The sequence below is a fragment of the Limnoglobus sp. genome, from assembly GCF_059499385.1.
Window position 1 is genome coordinate 72,979 of record NZ_JCABYM010000042.1, and the last position, 18,803, is coordinate 91,781.

An 18,803-nucleotide genomic window follows, 5' to 3' on the forward strand; every position below is an offset into this window, starting at 1 on the left:
GAGCGTGGGGATCTTATCGCGGCGCCCCGCGGGGCGTACCCCGCCGGGTTACTTCCACAACCCCGGCGGCTACCGCCGCTCGGCTCGCCACAGAAACATCGCCTATCGCTTCGCCGACAGCCGCGCCTGGACTTGCTCCAACATCGTCCGCTCGTCCGGGAACGCGCCGGTCGCGAGCTTCGAATAAATCAACTCGTCGTTCGCCTTGAACTCGAAGCACCCGCCGCTGGCCGGGATGAGCTTCAACTCGGACACCTTCTGCTTGAACGTGTTGAGGATTTGGCCCGCCAAACTGAGGGCCTTCGGCTCGTACCCTCACGCCGCGCAATACTTCAACTCCAGCTTCATCACGCGCCTCCATAAAAAGCTCACGCCCGGCAACTCGCCGGGCGTAGGCATTATAGGCACGGGTCGGTCACGACAGCACGTCGATGAGCTTGTGCAGCTGCGTCGCGCCGAGGCGATCGACCAGCTTGCGGAGCGTCACCACGTCGTCCGTCCAGTCGCCCTTGCCGCCGGTCCCGGCCGGGGCCGCGGACGCCGCCGGGCGGCCGGGCTTGCGGCCGCGGCCCTTCGGCTTGTTCAGCATCGACTTGTAGGACGAAATCATCTGCGTGCCGATCTCGTGGTTGTGCTTCTCCTTGATGAGCTGCTGGATGGCGAGGGGCTTCGCCTTCGCGCCGAGTTCGGCGATCGCCTCGCGCACGAGTTGCATCTTGTTCGGGCCGTCGCCCTTCTTCCCGCGAGCCATAATAACCTCGGAAGTTTGAATGCCGGCGGCCGGCGTGGCCGCCCTGTATTCAATGATGATGGTAGCCCGCGACGCGCAGGCGGGGAAGATACGGGTATGAGGAAATGTTGTACTTTCCGGAAAATGATACCCGATATGCAGACTCACCCCGGGGCCTTCAACGCCGCCACCTCCGGCAGGTCCTTGAGGGCGTTGAGGCCGAACGCCTGGAGGAACTTCTTCGTCGTCCCGTACAACTGGGGCCGGCCGAGCGAGTCGTGCCGGCCGGCCGCCCGGACCAACCCCTTCTCCATCAGCAACCGAATGAGGTCCGTGCAGTTCACGCCGCGGACCTTCTCGACCTCGGCCCGCATGATCGGCTGCCGGTACGCGATCACCGCGAGCGTCTCCATCGCGGCCGCGGACAGCCGCACGTCGTGCCCGGTCCGGCGGAGCCGGACCAGCCACGGGTGGTAGCTCTCCCGCGTCAGCAATTGATACCCGCCCGCCAACTCCACGATTTGAAACGGGGCGGCCTCGGCCTCATACAGGTCGCGGAGCCGTTGGATGAGCTTGCGGGCCTCATTACCGTCTTGCAGGTCGGCGGCCTCGGCGATCCGGCGGGACGTGAGCGGCTCGTCGGCGAGCATGAACGCCGCTTCGACGCGGGCGAGCTTCGGCTCGCGGCCGTGCGGGTCGGCCGGGGCCGCGGCCGCCACCGCGCGGCCGAGGAGCAGTTTCACCGCCGCCGGCGGCCGCGCGTTCGCGGGCCGGGCGGTGTGCGGCCGGAGCGCGGCCGGGCCGAGGCGTCGGGAGAAGGGTTGCATGTCTGGAGCTTTTGTATGGCCCGCGCTCAAGTATCGGCGTAGTGTATTCGCGGCCTCTCACGTCTCTGCGGTTTCGTCCCCACAATCCGGAGTCCCGTCATGACCAGTCTCGCGACCGAGTTCAAGAAATTCCTCATGCGCGGCAACGTCGTCGATCTCGCCGTCGGCGTCGTCATCGGGGCGGCGTTTAGCAAGATCGTGGACGCCGTCGTCGCCGGGCTGTTCATGCCGATCATCGGCCTGCTCACCGGGGGCATCGACTTCAGCGGGTACAAGCTGACGATCTACGGCGACGCCGCCATCGCCATCGGCGTCGTCATCCAGGCGATCTTCAACTTCGTCATCATCGGGTTCTGCCTGTTCCTGGTCGTGAAGGCCATGAACCGGATGCAGAAGAAAGAGGAGGCGAAGGCCGGACCGACGCCGACGGAGGTGCTTCTCGCGGAGATTCGGGACGAGTTGAAGAAGCGGCCGGCGGCGTAGGCCGTGCTTACGGCCCTGCCTTCATATAGCCGCCGGCTTGCCGGCGGGATTTGGGGGTCGCAAAACCCCGCCGGCAAGCCGGCGGCTATATAGTTGGCCGCGGCCCGTAAGATGTCTGCATGTTGCGCGAGGAACAGATCGACATCCGCCGCCAGCGGGCGAAGGCGAGCCGGTTCGTCATCGAGAACCTCACCAAGAAGCGGGTCTTCTCCGACTACCGCGTCACCAACCCCGAGAGCAAGGGGCAGTACACCGTCACCGTCCACGGGTTCGACGTCGGCGACAACACCTGCACCTGCCCGGACTTCAAGTCCAATACGCTCGGGACCTGCAAGCACATCGAGGCCGTCCTCGAAGAGTTGAAGGACGACCTGCCGGCGCACCTCCAGAAGAAGAAGGCCACGTTCACACGGCCGGAGGTGTACCTCAACTACGGCGACCCACTCCGCGTCGGCCTGCACCTCCCGGCCCGGCACTCGGACAAGCTCGCGCAACTGGCGAAACGCTTCTTCGATGACAAGGGCCTCTGGCACGGCAAGGGCCGGTTCGAGGACCTAGTTCCGGAGATTCAGCGCATCCCGGAAGAAGTGACCGTCCTCTCGGACGCGATGGAGTACATCGAGCGGGAGGTCGAGCAGGCCGAGATGCTGCGGAAGGAGCGCGAGTGGTTGGAACTGCTCGCCGAGGGCAAGCTCGACTGGCAGCTGCTCCACGTCCCGCTGTACGACTACCAGACCCGCGGGGCGATCTTCCTGGCCTGCCGCGGCCGCAGCATCCTCGGCGACGACATGGGCCTCGGTAAGACGGTCCAGACGCTCGCGGCCGTCGAGATTCTCGTCCGCGAGCGCAACATCAGCCGCGTCCTCGTCGTCGCGCCGGCGTCGGTGAAGTACCAGTGGGCGACGGAGATACAGAAGTTCACCAGCCGGGCCGTGCAGATCATCGACGGCAGCCCGGAGGCGCGGCAGCTGCAGTACCTCGAACCGACGTTCTTCCGCCTCGTGAACTACGAGCAGGTCGTCCGCGACCGGGACGCCATCAATGCGTGGAAGCCGGACGTGATCGTGCTCGACGAGGCGCAGCGGATCAAGAACTGGGAGTCGAAAACGTCCCGCGAGGTGAAGCGGCTGAAGAGTCCCTACGCGATGGTCCTCACCGGCACGCCGCTGGAGAACCGGCTGGAGGAACTCTACAGCATCGTGCAGTTCGTGGACGAGCGGCGGTTCGGCCCGGCGTTCCAGTTCCTGCACGACCACCGCGTCCTGGACGCCGAAGGGAACCTCAAGGGCTATCGCAACCTCGACGCGATCCGCGACAAGTTGGAGCCGATCTTCCTCCGCCGGACGCGGGCCGAGGTGCTGACGCAACTGCCGGGGCGAACGGACAACACTGTGTTCGTGGAACTCAGCGACGCGCAGCGGACCCCTTACGAGGATCAAAAGACGACGCTCGCCCGGCTGATGCAGAAGGGCTACCTCACGGACCTGGACCGGAAGCGGATCCTCGCGTGCATCGTGAACATGCGGATGGTCTGCGACAGCACGTTCCTGTTCGACAAGCGGACGCATGTGTCGCCGAAGCTCGCGGAGCTGGCGGACCTCGTGCCGGAGTTGCTGGAGGATGACGCGCACAAGATCGTCGTCTTCAGCCAGTGGGAGACGATGATTCAGGAGACGGCGGCGCTGTTCGACAAGCTCGACGTGGGGTACGCGCTCTTGCACGGCGGCCTCGCCGGCAAGGACCGGCAGGCGGTGCTGAAGAAGTTCCAGACGGACGCCGAGTGCCGCGCGTTCCTCAGCACGGACGCCGGCGGGACGGGGTTGAACCTGCAGGTCGCGGACACGGTGGTGAACCTGGAACTGCCGTGGAACCCGGCGGTGCTGGAGCAGCGGATCGCCCGCGTCCACCGGATGGGCCAGAGCCGCCCGGTGCGGGTGGTGAACCTCGTCACCCGCGGCACGATCGAGGAGAAGGTGCTGCGGACGCTGGAGCAGAAGCAGAACCTGTTCGCCGGCGTGTTCGACGGGGACGACGACGAGGTGCTGTTCAGCACGGTGGCGAGCGGGACGCTGTTGAAGGCCGTCCGCGACCTGCTGACGGAGCCGAAGGCGGCGAGCGAGCCGGCGAAGGCGGCCGCGCCGGCCGGCGGGGCGGACGTGTGGCGGGCGGCGGCGGCGTTCCTGGAGTCGCTGGCGGCGGGCGAACCGCCGCCGGAGGACGTGGGCGAGCAGGTCCGCGCCGCCGTGCAGAAGCTACGGGCGCGGCTGGAGCGGAAGGCGAACGGCACGGCGTAAGCGTGCCGGTGATGCGCCTGCGTGTCTCACCGGCACGCTTACGCCGTGCCGTTCGCCTTGCCGACTTGAATCATTTCCCCCCGATTTCCCCACGTGCTCCCACCGCCCGCCTGTTGTGCCGGCGGTGCGGCTCAATCGGGTCACTCGCGTTGCGACGAATCCGCCGCCCGCCGCCCGCCCTCGCACTCGTCGCGCCCGTCGTTTCCGCGCCCGACGCCCGCCGCCGGTGACGATTGAAGGACGTACACCGCCACGCACGGACGCGAGGAGTTTTTGCATGCGCCGGAATCGCCTGCTGAAAGTCGAGCAACTCGAAGACCGGTCCACGCCCACGACGCTGCCCGCCGGCTTTACCGAGCAGGTGATCGCCACCGGCATCGACAACCCGTCGTCGATGGAGGTCGCCCCGGACGGCCGCGTCTTCGTCGCCCTCCAGAACGGGCAGGTGAAGGTCGTGCAGGACGGCGTCGTCCGGCCGACGCCGCTGTTCGACCTCGACACCCGCAGCAACGGTGAACTCGGCCTCCTCGGGTTCACCCTCGACCCGGACTTCGCGACGAACGGGTACGTGTACGCCTACTACCGGCCGGCCGTCGCCACCGGGGCCGTCGAGTTCAACCGCGTCAGCCGGTTCACCACGGACGGCAGCGTCGTGCTGCCGGGGACGGAACTGGTCCTCATCGACCTCGACCCGATCCTCCCGCCCGGCGAGAACGGCACGCACAACGGCGGGGCGATGCACTTCGGCCCGGACGGCAAGCTCTACATCGCCACCGGGGACAACGCCCACGGCCAACTGGCGCAGTCGCTCGCCAGCACGGCCGGGAAAATCCTCCGGCTGAACCCGGACGGGTCGATCCCCGACGACAACCCGACGACGTTCGCCGGCCTCGCCGGGACGCCGGCCGGGAAGTACCGGGCGATCTACGCCGTCGGGTTCCGCAACCCGTTCACGTTCGACGTGCAGCCGGGGACCGGCCGCATCTTCGTCAACGACGTGGGGGCGAGCGCGTTCGAGGAGATCAACGAGCTGCTCCCCGGCCGCAACTACGGGTGGCCCGGCGTCGAGGGGGCCGGCACGAACCCGGCGTACACGAACCCGGTCTACCAGTACGCGCACGGGGCGTTCGGCACGCCGGACTTCCCGCGGGCCATCACCGGCGGCGCGTTCTACACCCCGCCGGCGAACAACTTCCCGGCCCGGTACGCCGGCGACTACTTCTTCGCCGACTTCATCGCGAACTTCATCCAGACCTACGACCCGGCCACCGGGCAGGTGTCGCCGTTCGCCACGGACCTGACGAAGGGCGGCGTGATCGACCTCGATACCGCGCCGAACGGCGACCTGTACTACCTCGCCCGCGGCGAGACGGGACTGGACGCCGGGCTGTACCGGCTGCGGTTCGCGAACGCGCCGGCGATTGCCGTGCAGCCGGTCGGCGTGCGGCTCAACGTCGGCCAATCGACGACGCTGAGCGTCAGCGCGAACGGGGCCGGGCCGCTGCGGTACCAGTGGTCGCGGGACGGCGTGGCGATTCCGGGCGCGACCGGGAGCACGTACACCGTGCCCGCAGTGTCCCTCGGCGATCACGCGGCGAGCTACCGCGTCGTCGCGAGCAACGACTTCGGGTCGGTGGAAAGCACGGCCGCCGTGTTGGTCGTGACGAGGAGCGACCCGCCGACGGCGGCGATCACGTCGCCGGACGCCGACCCGCTGCGGCCGGACACGAACAGCTACGTGTCCGGCCAGACGTTCACGTTCACCGGCGTCGGGGCCGACCCGGAGGCCGGCCCGCTGCCGGCGTCGGCGCTGACGTGGACGGTCGAGTACCACACCGGGGCGGCGTCCCGGCCGTTCGTCCCGCCGACGGCCGGCGGGTCGGTCACGTTCACCATCCCGACGGCGACGCCGTACACCGCGGCCGACGTGTTCTTCCGCGTCATCCTCACGGCCCGCGACGCGGACGGGCACGAGGGCGCGACGTACCGCGACCTGAAGCCGGTCACGGCCAACGTCACCGTCGCGGCGTCGGCCCCCGGCGTGGACGTGCTGCTCGGCGGCCAGCCGGTCGGCCGGGTCCACACGTACCTCGGCGTGGCCGGCATCGAGCGGACGTTGGAAGTCCCAGCGGAAGTGACCGTGGACGGGGCCGTCTGGCGGTTCGTCGGCTGGTTCGACGGCGTGACGACGCCGGCCCGCACCTTCTCCACGCCGACGACGGCGACGACGTACCTGGCCGTGTACGAGCGGCCGGTCGAACTGTTAGACGGGATCGCGGCCGGGGCCGGGTTCGGCGGCGGGCCGGTGGTGAAGACGTTCGACGCGGCCGGCAACCTGACGGCCGAGCGGTTCGCGTTCGACCCGGCGACCCGGCACGGCGTCAGCGTCGCGACCGGCGACTTCACCGGCGATGGCGTGCCGGACACCGCGGCCGCGGCCGGCCCCGGCGGGCAGCCGGTCGTCACCGTCACCGACGGGGCCACCGGGCTGACCGTCGGCACGTTCCTCGCGTTCGAGCCGACGTTCACCGGCGGCGTGAACGTGTCCGCCGCCGACTTCGACGGCGACGGCACGGACGACCTGATCCTGACCGCCGGGTTCGGCGGCGGCCCGCGGGTCCGGGTGGTGCGGGCGAACAACACCCAGGTGTTCGCCGACTTCTTCGGCATCGACGACCCGAACTTCCGCGGCGGCGCGCGGGCGGCGGCCGGCGACACGAACGGCGACGGGCAACTCGACCTCGTCGTCGCGGCCGGGAACACCGGCGGCCCGCGGGTCGCCGGGTGGGACGGCCGGAACTTGCTCCAGGGGCAGTTCGTGCGAACGTTCGCCGACTTCTTCGCGTTCGACCCGGCCCTCCGCAACGGGGTCTACGTGTCGCTCGGCGACACGAACGCGGACGGCCGCGACGACCTGATCCTCGGGGCCGGGTTCGACGGCGGCCCGGCCGTCCGCGTCCTGTTCGGCACGCCGGCCGGGTTCACGGGGGCCGGGCCGGAAACGCAGTTCTTCGTCGGCGACCCGAACGGGCGGAGCGGGGTGCGGGTGCTGGCCCGCGACCTGGACGGCGACGGCCGCGCGGAGATCGTGACGAGCACGGGCGAGAACCAGCCGGGCGTCGTGACCGTCACGAACGAGGCGGGCGTGGTGCTGGACTCGTGGCCCGTGCTGCCGGTAGCGCTCGAGGGCGGCATCACGATCGGGTGAGGTGCGCGGCCCGTGAAACGACGAACGGGTTCCCGTTGGGAACCCGTTTCGCGTTCTTCGAGTGCCGAGGACAGGACTTGAACCTGCATGGGGTTGCCCCCGCTAGCACCTCAAGCTAGTGCGTCTGCCAATTCCGCCACCTCGGCGTGGGATAGAGCATTATGCGGCCCGCGGCCGCGGTTTCAAGGGCCATTCCCGTCCTCGTCCGGCCAGGCGTCCACCGGCGAGTACGCGATCAGATGGTTCTTCGTCCAGTCCATCAGCTTGAGCGCCCCGAACGTTAGCGCGACGATGAACCCCAGTACGGCCGCGGCGACCGCGTCCTTGCCCCAGCCCTGCGGCTCGAACACGACCAACAGCCCGACGACGAGCAGCCCCAGGACGGAGAGCGCGGTCGTGAACGCGGACGGCAGGGCGATGGCCGAGAGCTGGTTCCGCTCCCCGAAGTCCGGCGGCCAGAGGTCCCGCACGCGGGCGGCGGCGACCGCGGAGTTCAGCCACACCTTCGCCCCGGCCCGGTAGCCGAGGACGATGCCGACGGACGTGACGAGGCCGGACGCCACGGCCGCGGACAGGCCGGACACGCACGACCCGGCGAAGATCATCGTGAGCGTCTCGTCCTGCTTCCCTTGCGGCTTCTGCCACGCCCCGACCAGGGCGTTGTGGAGGAACAGGAACGCGAACGAGAGGGCGATGCCGGCGATGGCGGCCTTCCAGAGGCCGAACCCGGCATACACCCAGAAGTGCGCCCGGCCGCGGCGGCGGTTCGGGTCGCGGGTCCAGAGCCACCACCCGGTACGGGCGTCGCCCCACGCGAACTTCAGGCTGATCGTCGCCCCGAGGAGGGCCGGCTGCTGGAACACCTCGTACACGCCGACCGCGACGGCGACGAGCCCCCCCCAGACGATCCACGCCCGCCGCTCGGTCCGGGAGTCGTCCGCGTCGGCCGTCATTGCTTCGGCCGGCCGAACTCGTCGAGGCCGTACCGGGCGAAGATTTCCGCCGGCGTAATCCAGACCACGCCGCCGTCCGGGCCGGCTTGGCAAACGGACCGGCCCATGCGGGCGTGTTCGAGCAGCGCGACCCGTGCCGCTTCCGCGTGGGCCTCGTCGAGCAGCTTGTTCATCTCGAGCATTTCGTTATGTCGGCTCATCACGGCCTCACTCATGACCGGCTCCTTGTTGAACATCCAACCACGTGTCGCCGTCGATCACGGTTTCGCGATCCGGCGAACCGAACGCGATGAGTCGTCCCTGCTTGTCGCTGTTATCGTACACCCGCCACGCGGTCGTGACGGGACGGTACAGGTCGAAAAAGTTACGGATGCTCCGGCCGTACCTCTGACGAACGGTCGCGTCGGGAATGAAGTGCCCGCCGGCCCGCACCCGCTCGGCCACCCGCTCGATGGCCAGTTCGGGACTCTTCAGCCAATAGTAGAAAAGGTATACCTCGTAGCCGGTGGCCCGCAGTTCTTCCAGCCACGGGGCGTAGGTCTTGCCGGCCAGCGTTGTTTCCAAGGCGAAGTCGGCGCGGCTCGCGGCCAGATCGTGCAGAAACTCCAACATGATTCGCCCGGCGCGCATCGCCTGACTCTCGGGGTTGAACGCATTCAACCCGCGGGCGATGGCGTCGGCGTTCGTGAAACAGGGGATCTTCAGCACCTTCGTGAGGATGGTGTGGGACGCGGTCGTCTTCCCCGCCCCGTTGATCCCGGCCAGCACAACGACTCTGGGCATCGCGCGTCCCCTCTCGCGGTCGTCGGGTGTTAGATACGATACCACGGCCGGTATACCTTCCGCCATTCCACCCTCAACCGGAGACCCGCCATGCCCGTTCGGATGACGACCCTCGCGCTCGTGCTGCTGTCCGCCGCCGTCGGCCGGGCCGACGACTGGCCGCAGTGGATGGGGCCGGACCGCGACAATGTCTGGAAGGAGACCGGCGTCGTCGAGACGTTCCCCGCCGGCGGCCCGAAGGTCCTGTGGCGGACGCCGCTCGCCGGCGCGTACAGCGGCCCGGCCGTCGCCGACGGCAAGGTCTACGTCACCGACTACGTCACCAAGGACAAGGTGAAGGAAGGGAACTGGGAAGGGGCCGAACTGACCGGCATCGAGCGCGTCCACTGCCTCAACGAGGCCGACGGCAAGGAGGTCTGGAAGCACGAGTACCCGGTCAAGTACCGCGTCAGCTACCCGAACGGCCCGCGGTGTACGCCGCTCGTCAGCGGCGGGAAGGTTTACACCCTCGGCGCGGAGGGCGACCTCATCTGCTTCGCCGTCGGCGACGCGAAGAAGATCGTCTGGCAGAAGAACCTGAAGGACACGTACAAGAACGGGTCCCCGCTGTGGGGTTACGCGGCGCACCCGCTCATCGACGGGCAGAAGCTCATCACCCTCGCCGGCGGGGACGGGTCGCACGTCGTCGCGCTCAACAAGGACACGGGCGAGGAAATCTGGAAGGCCGAGTCGTCCAACGGCAAGGACGAGGTCGGGTACTGCCCGCCGACGATCGTGACCATCGGCGGCGTCCGGCAGCTCGTGCTGCTCAAGCCGAAGGCGTTCACGGCCCTCGACCCGGAGACCGGCAAGCGGCTCTGGACGCAGCCGTACACGGCCGACAACGGCAGCATTATCATGACCCCGATCGTCGTCGGCGACTACGTGTTCGGCGGCGGGTGGAACAACAAGAACCTGCTACTCAAGATTTCGACCGGCGGCGGGAAGCAGACCGCCGAGACGGTGTGGAAGGACAAGCGCGGGTTCGGCGTCTCGGCCGTGAACGTGCAGCCGATGCTGGTGGACAGCGTCCTCTACGGGATCGACCAGAACGGGAAGCTGTACGCCGTCGAGTTGCCGAGCGGCAAGCGGCTGTGGGAGACGGACGAGGTCGTCGGCCGGTCCGGCAACTCGGAGACGGCGTTCATCGTCAAGAACGGCGACCGGTTCTTCTTCTTCACCGAGAAGGGCGACCTGGTGATCGGCAAGCTGTCGCCGAAGGGGTACGAGGAGGTCAGCCGGGCGAACGTGCTGAAGCCGACGCACAAGGTCAGCGGCCGGACGGTCGTGTGGAGCATGCCGGCGTTCGCGAACAAGAAGCTGTTCGCCCGCAACGACGAGGAGATCGTCTGCGTGGACCTGGCGAAGTAAGCGTAAGGCGAGCCGAGCGGCGTAAGCCGCCGGGTTAATCTCCCTCACCCGGCGGCTTACGCCGCTCGGCTCGCCAGTTATTGCGCCACGCAAATCCGTTCCCGCCCCTTCGATAACCCTGGAAACCTCCGTTCCCAGGGTGTCCCGTGGTCGTCATCGTCGGTGCAATCGTGGTCCTCGGGGCCGTCCTCGTCGGGTTCACCATGGCCGGCGGGCACGCCCACTCGCTCGTCCACCCGTCCGAGTTCGTCACCATCGGCGGGGCGTCCCTCGGCGCGCTCATCATCATGACGCCGATGAAGACGCTCAAGGACCTCGTCCGCGGCATCCTCGCGGTCCTCAAAGGGTCGCCGTACAACAAGGCGGCGGCCGCCGACGTGCTGAAGCTCTTCTACGGCATCGGCAAGGTCGTCCGCCAAGAGGGCGTCCTCGGCCTCGAGGCGCACATCGGCGCGCCGCAGAACAGCGGCATCTTCAAGGGATCGCCGAAGGTCCTCGCCAACGGCCACCTGAAGCACTTCGTGTGCGACGGCCTCGCGCTGCTCGTGGACGGGAAGCCGACGCCGGAGCAGCTGCACGCCTGGCTGGAGGAGGAGATCGCCGTCATCGAGCGGGAGCACCACGCCGTCGTCGGCGCGATCAACAAGGTGTCGGACTCGCTGCCCGGCTTCGGGATCGTGGCGGCCGTGCTCGGCATCGTCGTGACGATGCAGGCCATCGGCGGGCCGGTGGAAGAAATCGGGCACAAGGTCGGGGCGGCCCTCGTCGGGACGTTCCTCGGCATCCTCATGGCCTACGGGTTCATCGCCCCGCTCGCCGGCCGGCTGGAGGCCGTCGGCGAGGTGGAGGCGGCGTTCCTGAAGGCGGTGGCGTCCGGCGTCGTCGCCATCGGCGAGGGGGCCGGGCCGCGGGACGTGGTCACCCGCGCCCGCCGGGCGCTCGGTACCGACTGCCGGCCGACCCAGGGGGAGTTGCAGAAGTTGCTCGCGGACGCGAAGGGGGCGTGACATGGCGGCGAAGGGCGGCGGTTCCTGGAAGGTGGCCTACGCGGACTTCGTGACCGCGATGATGGCGTTCTTCCTGGTCATGTGGATCGGGTCGCAGGACACGAAGACGAAGCAGGCGGTGGCGAACTACTTCATCGACCCGGCCGGGGTGTCGAAGCGGCCGTCCACGCCGGGGTCGGTGACGCCGACGCCGTCGCACGGGTCCGTGCCGAACGAGGAGGCCACGGCCGTCGGCAAGGGGCGGACCTCGTACACCGAGGTGAACCCGAACAGCCCGCTGACGAAGATGGTCAGCGACAGCATCTTCCAGGACGAGCGGGCGCTGCAGTACTGGCGGGACCAGGCGAACAAGCAACGGGCGGACGCGGCCGAGTCGCCGGAGGTGGTCCGGCGGCAGGAGCCGATCATGAAGGTGGCGGCGGACGCGCTGGCGAAGCGGTTGCGGGAGGAGTTCTCGCAGAAGGTCGCGCCGCAGAACAAGGGCGTCTACCAGAACCTGCTGTTCTCGACGCTCAAGGACGTGACGTGGGTGCAGATCGCGGAAGACCTGTTGGCCGCGTCGTGACCCGGCGGTTTTCACCCCGAACGGACGGCCGCAACCACCCGGTTTTCACCCCAAAGGGGTGGGAGATGTCAGCCCAGGGCAACGCCCTGGGTGGGGACCGCAACCACCCCGCAGGCTGAAAGCCTGCGACAAGGCGATCCCAGACACGCACATGCCTCCCGCGTCCACGCGCCCAGGGCGTTGCCCTGGGCTGAGCGCTCCCAGGCTTTCAGCCTGAAAACCACCTCATCCCCGCGCCTGCCGCACGACCGCGACGTACTTCTTCGCCAGCTCGCGGATCGCGGCGAAGTCCCCCGCGGCGACCAGCTTCGGGTCGATGAGCTGCCCGCCGACGCCGAGACAGACGGCCCCGGCCGTCAGGTAGTCGGCGGCCGTCGCCAGGTCCACGCCGCCGGTCGGCATCAGCTTCACCTGCGGCAGCGGCCCCCGGACCGCCCGGAAGAACGCCGGGCCGAGCACGTCCGCTGGGAACACCTTCACCACGTCCGCCCCGGCCTCCCACGCGGTCAGAATCTCCGTCGGCGTGAACGCCCCCGGCATCACGAGCTTGTCGTACCGCCGGCACAGCCGGATCACGTCGAGGTTCACCGCCGGGGAAACGACGAACTCCGCCCCGGCCAGGATCGCGGCGCGGGCGGTCTCGGCGTCCAGCACCGTGCCCGCGCCGAGGAGGACGCGGTCGCCGAGTTGCCGCTTCGCCTCGCGGATCACGTCGAGGGCGTTCGGCACGGTGAGCGTGACCTCGGCGACGCCGACGCCGCCGTCGGCCAGCGCGTGCAGGACTTGCACGAGCGGCGCGGGGTCGGCGAACCGCACGACGGCGACGAGGCCGCCGTCGGTGACACGCTTCAGGTCGGCTTCACGGGGCATGGACGAATCTCGAACGGGGTGGGTTTCCCTGGGACCGCGGGCGTCCCGCCCGCCCACCTCTCCCGCACGGGGACCCGTCTCAAGCGGCTGGGGCCGTGGCGGGCGGGACGCCCGCGGTCCCAGGGTTGGCTCACGCCTTCAACCGGCCGGCGAACTTCTGCCGCAACTTTGCCACCTTCGGCGACACCACGGCCACGCAGTATGGCTGCGCCGGGTTCGCCCGGTAGTACCCCTGGTGGTACGCCTCCGCCGGGTAGAACGTCTCGACCGGCACGACCTCGGTGACGACCGGGTTCGGCCAAATCTTCTCGGCCGTCAGCCGCGCGATCACCTCTTCCGCGACCCGCTTCTGGTCCGGCGAGTGGTAGAAGATGGCGGAGCGGTATTGCGTACCCACGTCCGCCCCCTGGCGGTTGAGCGTCGTCGGGTCGTGGATCGCGAAGAAGGCTTCGAGCAACTGCTCGTAGGAGAGAATGCCCGGCTCGAACGTGACCTGCACGACCTCGGCGTGCCCGGTGTTGCCGCCGCAGACGGCCCGGTACGTCGGGTTGGGGACGGCCCCGCCCATGAACCCGGACTCGCAGGACAACACGCCCTGCAGGTTCTCGAAGCAGGCTTCGAGGCACCAGTAGCACCCGCCGCCGAGGGTGGCCGTTTCGTGATGGATCGACATATGCACCTCCGCGGGCATTCTACCACCCGAGCGCGCCGCGGAGGGCCTCCAGGCCGCCGGCGAGGGCGGCCGCCCCGGTCGGGAACTTGGCGTCCCCGTCGAGCCGCTTGCCGTTGTTCGTCTGGGTGACGGCGCACACGAACTCGCCCTTCGCCGGCCGCACGTCCAGCCGGTACTGCGGCTGCCCGCCGAGGACGACGAACGCCGTGTACGGGCCGACGCCGGCCGTCAGGCCGCCGTCGCGCTTCTTCAACCAGTCGGGGACCGTCGGCAGCACCATCGCGGGAAACCTCCGGGAGGGACGGAGGGCATTCTACGAGCGGTGTGATTGGTGATTCGTTCTTCGTGCTTGGAAAGACCAGAAGCCGCGTTCTCCGGTCACTAATCACCGAGAACTAATGACGAATGACGGCTCCCGAATCCGCCGCAGCATCCCCGCGTCTCGCGGTCGGCGAACAAGGTTATGCGGGCGGAGGCCGTGACATTCCGGCCTCCGCCCAGAGTTAAAATCGCAGCGAATCTACTCCGGCAGCGGCTGATCCTTCGTTTCCGGCAGGAACGGCAGGACGAGCAGCCCGAGGAGGAACACGGAACACATCGTCACCGCGGCGTACCGGAACGCATCCGGCCCCGTGTAGACCGACGTGGTCAGGTGCGCGAGGGTGAACGGCCCGGTCGCGGCGAGGAACCGGCCGGCGTTGTAGCAGAAGCTCGTGCCGGTGCTGCGGAACTTCGTCGGGAACAGCTCCGGCAGGTAGATCGCGTACCCGCCGAACAGCGCGAGCTGGCAGAACCCCATGATCGGAATCATCCAGAAGATGTCCTCGCGGGTTTGCAGGTTGAAAAACGTGTACGCCGTGGCGGCCGCCGCCAGGAGGAAGAACAGGGCGAACGTCTTCCGCCGGCCGAACATCCCCGTCACCCAGCTGAACGCGAAGATGCCGAGGAACGCGCCGAGGTTCTGAAGCAGCGACGTGATGCCCCGCCACTTGCCGAGTTCGCCGCTCAGCTCCGCCCCGGCGAACCCCTCGGCCTTCAGCGTGTTCTCCAGGGCCAGCGTCGTCAGCCGCGGGGAGAAGAAGCCGATGCCCCACAACCCGATCACGCCGGCGCTGGTGAGCAGCAGCCCGAGGACGACCCGCTTCGCCCACGGCGGCGTGGTGAGCAGCGCCGTCAGCGTGCCGAAGAACGCCTGCCACGGCGACGGCCGCGCCCCGGCCCGCTCGGCGTCCCGCATCGCCTGCCACTTCGCCGGTTCCTTCAGCGAGAACTGCACGATGACGAGCAGGATGCCGGGCAGGATGCCGATGAGGAACATGACCCGCCACGGCGTCAGCCACTGGTAGCTGGCGAACGCCCCGTCCTTCTGAAGCCCACCGAGGTACATGCTGATGAGCGCCGCCCCGCAGTTGCCGATGACGCTCGACGCCTGGAACAGGCCGAGGATGTACGGCCGCGGCCGGTCGGGGACGGTCTCGGCGAGCAGCACGACGGCGGCGGCGAACGCCCCGCCGACGCCGAGGCCGGTGAGCAGCCGGTAGAGCATGAAGTCTTCCACCCCGGTCGAGAGGGCGCTGAGGCCGGTGAACAGCGCGTACAGGCCGATCGTCATGGTGAGCGTCTTCACCCGGCCGAGGCGGTCGCCGAGGACGCCGAACCCGATCCCGCCAATGGCCCACCCGATCATGAACACGGCCGTCGCGTACCCGCCGAGCTTGCCGACCTCCGGGTCGTTGACCGGCTTGTTGAGCAGCGACGCGATGGCCGGGTCGCGGGCGAGGACGAACAGCTGCTGGTCGAGGCAGTCGAGGTCCCACGCCAGGCAGCAGACGATGAACACGAACCACTGGTAGCCGTTGAGTTCCTTGAGGCTGGCCCATCCGGTGCGGGGGGCGGCGGGGTCGGACATGGGAATTCTCGTGATAGTAGTAGGCACACTCCGTGTGCCGTTTGCAGTCGGTCGCAGCGGCACCCACGTACTCGCCGCGGCAGCCAGGAGACGGCACACGGAGTGTGCCTACTACTTTGGCCGGTTGGGAGGGTTCGCGATGGTATATCCGATGCCGCGGGGAAACGCCAGCGTTTCCTCGCGGCGGCCGCAGTTGCTATGATGATCGTTTCCTTAACGGCGGGCGGTCGGAAACCCAGACTTCCGAAGTCCGGCTTCGACTTCGGAAGTCGATCCCCCGCGGGGGCGTCCCTCCCCGCCCGTCGGTGCCGGTCCCGCTCGACTTCCGAAGTCGAAGCCGGACTTCGGAAGTCGGGCCGCCGTTCGTTCGAGATGACGCCATGACCACGCCGCACGCGATCGGGTTCCTCGGGGCCGGGCAGATGGCCACCGCCCTCGCCCGCGGGTGGGCCGCGGCCGGGCTGCTCGACGCCGCCAAGAGCCTCGCCAGCGACCCGTACCTGAGCGCCCGCGAGAAGTTCACGTCCGCCACCGGCGTCCGATCCGTCACGTCGAACGCCGAGGTCGCCGCGGCCGCCCCCGTCCTCGTTCTGGCCGTGAAGCCGCAGACGATGGCCGCCGCCCTAGGTGAAGTCCGGTCGGCCCTGAGCGATAACCACGTCGTCATCTCCATCGCGGCCGGCGTCACGCTGAAGCAGCTGGCCGAGCACCTCGGCACGGACACGCGGCTGGTCCGCGTCATGCCGAACACGCCGTGCCTGGTCGGGGCGAGCGCCGCCGGGATCGCCGCCGGCCCCGCCGCGACGAAGGCGGACGTGGCCCTCGTCGATCAGCTCTTCAACGCCGTCGGCAAGGCTTACGCGGTCCCCGAGTCGCAGCTCGACGCCGTGACCGGCCTCAGCGGCAGCGGCCCGGCGTTCGTGTACGTGATGATCGAGGCCTTGGCCGACGGCGGCGTCCGCGCCGGCCTCCCGCGGGACGTGGCCCTCGCCCTCGCGGCGCAAACGGTCCTCGGCTCCGCGAAGATGGTGCTGGAAACCGGCAGTCATCCCGGCGTGTTGAAGGACGCCGTCGCGTCGCCGGGCGGCACGACCATCGCCGGCCTGCACGCCCTCGAGCGGGCCGGCGTCCGCGGCGGCCTCATGGACGCGGTCGAAGCCGCCGCGCGGCGGGCCACCGAATTAGGAGAGAAGAAGTAAGCGTGTTCACCGCGGAGGGCGCAGAGGGCGCGGAGAAAAACAAAGAGCGAGTTCAAAAGACACCTCTTTGAAATCTCTTCCTGTCTTTCCCCCGCGCCCTCTGCGCCCTCCGCGGTGAACACGCATTTTTCGGACTTCATCATGAACCAAGAACTCGTCCTCGTCCTCGACTTCGGCGCGCAGTACGGGCAGCTCATCGCCCGGCGGGTCCGCGACCAGAACGTCTTCTGCCAGCTCGTCCGGCACGACATCACGGCCGAGCGGGTCAAGGAGCTGAACCCGAAGGGGATTATCTTCTCCGGCGGCCCGGCGAGCGTGTACGAACCCGGCGCGCCGAAGTGCGACCCGAAAATCTTCGACTTGAACATTCCGGTGTTGGGCATCTGCTACGGGATGCAGCTCGCGTGTCAGGCGCTCGGCGGCAACGTCGCCCCAGCCGCCGCCCGCGAGTTCGGCCGGGCCACGCTCAGCGTGACGAACGCGAACCAGCTGTTCCGCGGCTACCCGCCGGAATCGACCGTCTGGATGAGCCACGGCGACCAGGTCCACACCATGTCCGGCGACTTCGTCCCGCTCGCCGCGACGGACACCTGCCCGGTCGCGGCCGTCAAGCACAAGACGCGGCCGGTGTACGGCATCCAGTTCCACCCGGAGGTCAGCCACACGCCGCACGGCGGCCAGATTCTGGCGAACTTCCTCCGCGACGTGTGCGGCTGCCAGGGCCTCTGGAAGATGCAGACGTTCATCGACGAGACGGTCGCGAAGATTCGCGCCCAGGTCGGGACCAAGCGGGTCATCTGCGGCCTCTCCGGCGGCGTCGATTCGGCCGTGTGCGCGGCGCTCCTGGTGAAGGCCATCGGGCAACAGGTGGCGTGCATCTACGTGGACAACGGCATGATGCGGGAGGGCGAGACCGACCTCGTCCGCCACACGTTCCGCGACTGGTTCAAGGCCGACCTGCACGTCGTCGACGCGGCCGACCGCTTCCTGGACGCGCTCAAGGGCGTGACCGACCCGCAGGAGAAGCGGAAGATCATCGGCCGCGTGTTCGTGGAAGTCTTCAAGCACGAGGCGGAGGCGATCCCGGACGCGCACTTCCTGGCGCAGGGGACGCTCTACCCGGACGTGATCGAGTCCGGCGGCTCCGCCGACGGACCGGCCGCGACGATCAAGTTGCACCACAACGTCGGCGGGCTGCCGGCGGAACTCGGGTTCGAGCTGGTCGAACCGCTCCGCGACCTGTTCAAGGACGAGGTCCGCCGCCTCGGGCTGGAACTGGGTTTGCCCGAAGACGTGGTGTGGCGGCACCCGTTCCCCGGCCCCGGCCTCGCGGTCCGGTGTTTGGGCGAAGTCACCCGCGAGAAGCTGACGACGCTTCGGAAGGCCGACACGATCTTCCTGGACGAGCTGCGGAAGGCCGGGTGGTACCGGAAGACGGCCCAGGCGTTCGCGGTGCTGCTGCCGGTGCAAAGTGTGGGTGTGATGGGCGACGGTCGGACCTACGAGAACACGGTCGCGATCCGTTGCGTGCAGACGGACGACTTCATGACGGCCGACTGGAGCCACCTCCCGCACGACCTGCTGGCCCGCGTCTCGACGGCGATCATCAACCGTGTCAAGGGCGTCAACCGCGTCGTGTACGACATCAGCAGCAAGCCGCCCGCGACGATCGAGTGGGAGTGAGTCGAGCGCGGATCGCGGAGTTCGGAACGCGGAACGAAGGCCGGCCCGAGCACGCATCCGGGGTCCGTTGTCTTGTTCCCTCCCCCCTTGGGGGGGAGGGTTAGGGAGGGGGGTAACCTTCCTTCTGTCGCGGCTTTCGCGTCCGAGGCCGGCAGCCGGGGGGGGGGGGGGGGGGGGGGGGGGGGGGGGGCGGGGGGGGGGGGCGGGGG

17 protein-coding genes, 1 tRNA gene and 1 pseudogene are annotated in these 18,803 nt (G+C 68.8%); 8 read left to right on the forward strand and 11 right to left on the reverse strand.

All coding sequences use genetic code 11. The annotated features are described in order from the left end of the window. Positions 1-102: 102 nt before the first annotated feature. The 3 genes and pseudogenes from AC5JJ2_RS07430 to scpB form a co-directional block, all read right to left on the reverse strand. A pseudogene (locus AC5JJ2_RS07430) lies at positions 103-303 on the reverse strand (Rdx family protein); the annotation flags it as partial. 112 nt (positions 304-415) lie between these two features. Continuing rightward, a complete protein-coding gene (locus tag AC5JJ2_RS07435; RefSeq protein WP_495857340.1) occupies positions 416-751 on the reverse strand; it encodes a hypothetical protein in 336 nt (111 codons plus the stop codon). A gap of 143 nt (positions 752-894) precedes the next feature. After that, entirely contained in the window at positions 895-1,557 is a 663-nt protein-coding gene (scpB, locus tag AC5JJ2_RS07440) for an SMC-Scp complex subunit ScpB (RefSeq protein WP_495857341.1), read from the reverse strand. 99 nt (positions 1,558-1,656) lie between these two features. Here scpB and mscL point away from each other — a divergent pair, with 99 nt between their 5' ends. The 3 genes from mscL (at position 1,657) to AC5JJ2_RS07455 (ending at position 7,542) form a co-directional block, all read left to right on the forward strand. Beyond that, positions 1,657-2,040, forward strand: a complete 384-nt coding sequence (mscL, locus tag AC5JJ2_RS07445; RefSeq protein ID WP_495857342.1) for a large conductance mechanosensitive channel protein MscL — start codon at positions 1,657-1,659, stop codon at positions 2,038-2,040. 119 nt (positions 2,041-2,159) lie between these two features. Continuing rightward, positions 2,160-4,334, forward strand: a complete 2,175-nt coding sequence (locus AC5JJ2_RS07450) for a DEAD/DEAH box helicase (RefSeq protein ID WP_495857343.1) — start codon at positions 2,160-2,162, stop codon at positions 4,332-4,334. 277 nt (positions 4,335-4,611) lie between these two features. Continuing rightward, positions 4,612-7,542, forward strand: a complete 2,931-nt coding sequence (locus tag AC5JJ2_RS07455; RefSeq protein WP_495857344.1) for a PQQ-dependent sugar dehydrogenase — start codon at positions 4,612-4,614, stop codon at positions 7,540-7,542. Between the two features lie 62 nt (positions 7,543-7,604). Here the strand turns inward: AC5JJ2_RS07455 and AC5JJ2_RS07460 are convergent. The 4 genes from AC5JJ2_RS07460 to AC5JJ2_RS07475 form a co-directional block, all read right to left on the reverse strand. Next, positions 7,605-7,688 (reverse strand) — tRNA-Leu (locus AC5JJ2_RS07460). Between the two features lie 36 nt (positions 7,689-7,724). After that, positions 7,725-8,495 (reverse strand): hypothetical protein, encoded by a 771-nt coding sequence (locus AC5JJ2_RS07465; protein ID WP_495857345.1) that lies wholly within the window; start codon positions 8,493-8,495, stop codon positions 7,725-7,727. Next, positions 8,492-8,695, reverse strand: a complete 204-nt coding sequence (locus AC5JJ2_RS07470) for a hypothetical protein (protein WP_495857346.1) — start codon at positions 8,693-8,695, stop codon at positions 8,492-8,494. The genes AC5JJ2_RS07465 and AC5JJ2_RS07470 overlap by 4 nt, the downstream gene beginning before the upstream one ends. A gap of 7 nt (positions 8,696-8,702) precedes the next feature. Then, positions 8,703-9,278 (reverse strand): ATPase, encoded by a 576-nt coding sequence (locus AC5JJ2_RS07475; RefSeq protein ID WP_495857347.1) that lies wholly within the window; start codon positions 9,276-9,278, stop codon positions 8,703-8,705. 90 nt (positions 9,279-9,368) lie between these two features. On the opposite strand from AC5JJ2_RS07475, the gene AC5JJ2_RS07480 reads away from it, so the two are divergent. The 3 genes from AC5JJ2_RS07480 (at position 9,369) to AC5JJ2_RS07490 (ending at position 12,260) form a co-directional block, all read left to right on the forward strand. Then, positions 9,369-10,688, forward strand: coding sequence for a PQQ-binding-like beta-propeller repeat protein (locus AC5JJ2_RS07480; protein WP_495857348.1), 1,320 nt, complete (start codon positions 9,369-9,371; stop codon positions 10,686-10,688). A 146-nt stretch (positions 10,689-10,834) separates the two neighbouring features. Next, entirely contained in the window at positions 10,835-11,695 is an 861-nt protein-coding gene (motA, locus tag AC5JJ2_RS07485; RefSeq protein WP_495857349.1) for a flagellar motor stator protein MotA, read from the forward strand. A 1-nt stretch (position 11,696) separates the two neighbouring features. Next, positions 11,697-12,260: a flagellar motor protein MotB gene (locus AC5JJ2_RS07490; RefSeq protein WP_495857350.1), complete on the forward strand. Its 564-nt coding sequence runs from the start codon at positions 11,697-11,699 to the stop codon at positions 12,258-12,260. A 225-nt stretch (positions 12,261-12,485) separates the two neighbouring features. Here the strand turns inward: AC5JJ2_RS07490 and AC5JJ2_RS07495 are convergent, their stop codons facing one another. From AC5JJ2_RS07495 to AC5JJ2_RS07510, 4 genes are all read right to left on the reverse strand, one after another. Next, the gene (locus AC5JJ2_RS07495) at positions 12,486-13,130 is read right to left on the reverse strand and encodes a bifunctional 4-hydroxy-2-oxoglutarate aldolase/2-dehydro-3-deoxy-phosphogluconate aldolase (protein WP_495857351.1); all 645 of its coding nucleotides are present in this window, start codon (positions 13,128-13,130) and stop codon (positions 12,486-12,488) included. Between the two features lie 130 nt (positions 13,131-13,260). Next, complete coding sequence (gene msrA, locus AC5JJ2_RS07500) at positions 13,261-13,803, reverse strand: peptide-methionine (S)-S-oxide reductase MsrA (protein ID WP_495857352.1); 543 nt, start codon at positions 13,801-13,803, stop codon at positions 13,261-13,263. A 19-nt stretch (positions 13,804-13,822) separates the two neighbouring features. Beyond that, positions 13,823-14,083, reverse strand: coding sequence for a hypothetical protein (locus AC5JJ2_RS07505; protein ID WP_495857353.1), 261 nt, complete (start codon positions 14,081-14,083; stop codon positions 13,823-13,825). 240 nt (positions 14,084-14,323) lie between these two features. After that, positions 14,324-15,712 carry an MFS transporter gene (locus tag AC5JJ2_RS07510; protein ID WP_495857354.1) on the reverse strand — a complete coding sequence of 463 codons (1,389 nt, stop codon included), beginning with the start codon at positions 15,710-15,712 and terminating at the stop codon, positions 14,324-14,326. Between the two features lie 380 nt (positions 15,713-16,092). Between AC5JJ2_RS07510 and proC the strand changes: the two genes are divergently transcribed. Both proC and guaA read left to right on the forward strand, forming a co-directional pair. Next, positions 16,093-16,911: a pyrroline-5-carboxylate reductase gene (proC, locus tag AC5JJ2_RS07515; RefSeq protein ID WP_495857355.1), complete on the forward strand. Its 819-nt coding sequence runs from the start codon at positions 16,093-16,095 to the stop codon at positions 16,909-16,911. 141 nt (positions 16,912-17,052) lie between these two features. Further along, positions 17,053-18,594, forward strand: a complete 1,542-nt coding sequence (guaA, locus tag AC5JJ2_RS07520; protein WP_495857356.1) for a glutamine-hydrolyzing GMP synthase — start codon at positions 17,053-17,055, stop codon at positions 18,592-18,594. Positions 18,595-18,803 lie beyond the last annotated feature (209 nt).

Coding starts and splice junctions, on each gene's coding strand:
- mscL (WP_495857342.1), top strand. CDS start 1,657: ATGACCAGTCTCGCGACCGAGTTCAAGAAATTCCTCATGCGCGGCAAC.
- AC5JJ2_RS07455 (WP_495857344.1), top strand. CDS start 4,612: ATGCGCCGGAATCGCCTGCTGAAAGTCGAGCAACTCGAAGACCGGTCC.
- AC5JJ2_RS07465 (WP_495857345.1), bottom strand. CDS start 8,495: ATGACGGCCGACGCGGACGACTCCCGGACCGAGCGGCGGGCGTGGATC.
- AC5JJ2_RS07505 (WP_495857353.1), bottom strand. CDS start 14,083: ATGGTGCTGCCGACGGTCCCCGACTGGTTGAAGAAGCGCGACGGCGGC.
- scpB (WP_495857341.1), bottom strand. CDS start 1,557: ATGCAACCCTTCTCCCGACGCCTCGGCCCGGCCGCGCTCCGGCCGCAC.
- AC5JJ2_RS07510 (WP_495857354.1), bottom strand. CDS start 15,712: ATGTCCGACCCCGCCGCCCCCCGCACCGGATGGGCCAGCCTCAAGGAA.
- AC5JJ2_RS07495 (WP_495857351.1), bottom strand. CDS start 13,130: ATGCCCCGTGAAGCCGACCTGAAGCGTGTCACCGACGGCGGCCTCGTC.
- AC5JJ2_RS07490 (WP_495857350.1), top strand. CDS start 11,697: ATGGCGGCGAAGGGCGGCGGTTCCTGGAAGGTGGCCTACGCGGACTTC.
- AC5JJ2_RS07475 (WP_495857347.1), bottom strand. CDS start 9,278: ATGCCCAGAGTCGTTGTGCTGGCCGGGATCAACGGGGCGGGGAAGACG.
- guaA (WP_495857356.1), top strand. CDS start 17,053: ATGAACCAAGAACTCGTCCTCGTCCTCGACTTCGGCGCGCAGTACGGG.
- proC (WP_495857355.1), top strand. CDS start 16,093: ATGACCACGCCGCACGCGATCGGGTTCCTCGGGGCCGGGCAGATGGCC.
- AC5JJ2_RS07480 (WP_495857348.1), top strand. CDS start 9,369: ATGCCCGTTCGGATGACGACCCTCGCGCTCGTGCTGCTGTCCGCCGCC.
- AC5JJ2_RS07470 (WP_495857346.1), bottom strand. CDS start 8,695: ATGAGCCGACATAACGAAATGCTCGAGATGAACAAGCTGCTCGACGAG.
- AC5JJ2_RS07450 (WP_495857343.1), top strand. CDS start 2,160: ATGTTGCGCGAGGAACAGATCGACATCCGCCGCCAGCGGGCGAAGGCG.
- msrA (WP_495857352.1), bottom strand. CDS start 13,803: ATGTCGATCCATCACGAAACGGCCACCCTCGGCGGCGGGTGCTACTGG.
- AC5JJ2_RS07435 (WP_495857340.1), bottom strand. CDS start 751: ATGGCTCGCGGGAAGAAGGGCGACGGCCCGAACAAGATGCAACTCGTG.